General features: G+C 58.7%; 1 protein-coding gene. It reads right to left on the bottom strand.

Going from position 1 to position 1,718, the window contains the following annotated elements; all coding sequences use genetic code 11:
- Positions 1-400: 400 nt before the first annotated feature.
- Positions 401-1,660 (bottom strand): RNA-guided endonuclease InsQ/TnpB family protein, encoded by a 1,260-nt coding sequence (locus AN233_RS05915; RefSeq protein WP_058365905.1) that lies wholly within the window; start codon positions 1,658-1,660, stop codon positions 401-403.
- Positions 1,661-1,718: the final 58 nt, after the last annotated feature.

The following is a 1,718-nucleotide window of genomic DNA, read 5'->3' as shown; positions in this document are numbered from 1 at the left end:
TGAATTCCGCGAAATCGCGCTGATGTGTGTCGTCTATAACATCAAGCGCTTCGTCAAACAGTGAATCTCTACGCCTTACAGCGATTCAACACAGCCCGTTGAAGCGACTAGACTGATTGTACGACACCGAGCGAAATTCGCCTGCACCTTGCCAACGCAATCGCCCAACATCGTAGCCTTCGTCTCGGCGTTCTTGCAGCGTCTCTAGGTCGCTGTGAATCTGACTAATGGTTTGTTGTGCGGCGTGTTGAGAGGGTTCAGCAAACGTCGGCCACTGGTCTGCCCACTCTTTGAGTCTCTTGTGTTGATCGTAGTCAGATGGCCAGTCGTTGTAATCGCTACCGTAGTGACATCCTCCTCGCCGTAAACGGCGAGGCTTCCCACGCATGGGGAATACCAGTCAGTCGTCGCTGGCAGAGGGTTTCGACTCTTCGTAGGCCGTGAGCGTCATCTGCGCTGGTACGCTCTTCTCACGGTGAGTCGTGGCGGTGTCACAACCGCTCCCATCCCGTGGCGAGTCATCGCGTTCCGCCTTGTCAAGCGGGACGCTCTCTCCCCACGGGTCAATCCGTCGTGCGATATTCGCGGAAGCGTTGATGTCGGCCTGAAACGTCGAAACGTGGCAGTCGTCGTTCGGACACCAGAACTCGGCTTGAGAGTCCCGCCGACCGAGACGGTGGCACGAGTGGCACGTCTTCGAGGTGTACGCCGGATTCACGTACTCGACCGGGATACCTGCTTCCGTCGCCTTGTCCTCGATGCGCCCTTGCAGTCGGGCGAATGCCCACGAGTGAAGCCGACGATTCATGTACTTCCCGTAGTCGAGACGCTCACGGATATACGTCAAGTCCTCCATCACCAACACCGGATTCTCAAACTGTGTGGCGTACTCGACGGCCTGCCGAGACGCTTTCTCCACGATGTCGGTGAGCGCGTTCTGGTAGTGCGAGAAGCGGTCTTCAATCCGCCACTCGGATGCGTCACGCTCTTGGAGGCGTTTCAGGGTCGTGTGCATCTCTTTGCGGAGATGCTTCGCTCTACTTCCGCTACACACGAACGGGTCAGTCGGAGAACCGTCCTTGAGGGCACAGCCCGTGATGAGGGCGGTTTCTCCGATGTCTAAGCCGATATGCGTGGCGTCACCGTCCGTCGCTGGTTCTTCAACCGGGTACTCGACGGTGACGTGCAGTACCCAGTTCTGCCGGTGCTGTTGAAGCCGTATCTCCCCCACCTTCGCGTCCTCCGATACGAGGTCGTGCCAGAGGTCTTCCTGTTCGGGATTGATACGGAGCGGTATCCAGAAGTTCGTTCCCCGACCGGGACGCGGAACCCACCACGTGAACTCGTACTCGCGTTCGGCGGAGTGGTCAAACCTCGCGGCTTGGTTGGTGAGCCGTATTGGGTGGCCGTCGTCCAACTCCTTGGCGTTGTACGTCTTGCGGAGTTTCGGGACGTAGTTGCAGAGCGCGGCTTTGGCTTGATACGGCAGGTCGTAGGGCGTCACGATGTCACTCACCGCCGACATGGTACTCGCCCCGGCGTCGAACGCCTCTTGCAGACCGTCACGGTAGGTTTCGAGCAGGTCGTTGAGTTTCGACTGCTTGTGCGCGGTGGGTGGCGCGAACGTCGCCTGCAACGTCTTCGTGACGGTCGGAGACACGCTACTGCTCCTCGACGTACTTCATGAGTACGTCGATGCTCACTTGACCGGTGGTGGC

The sequence above is a fragment of the Haloparvum sedimenti genome, assembly GCF_001462205.1.
Taxonomy (GTDB): Archaea; Halobacteriota; Halobacteria; order Halobacteriales; family Haloferacaceae; genus Haloparvum; species Haloparvum sedimenti.
This window is presented reverse-complemented; position numbering and strand designations above follow the sequence as displayed.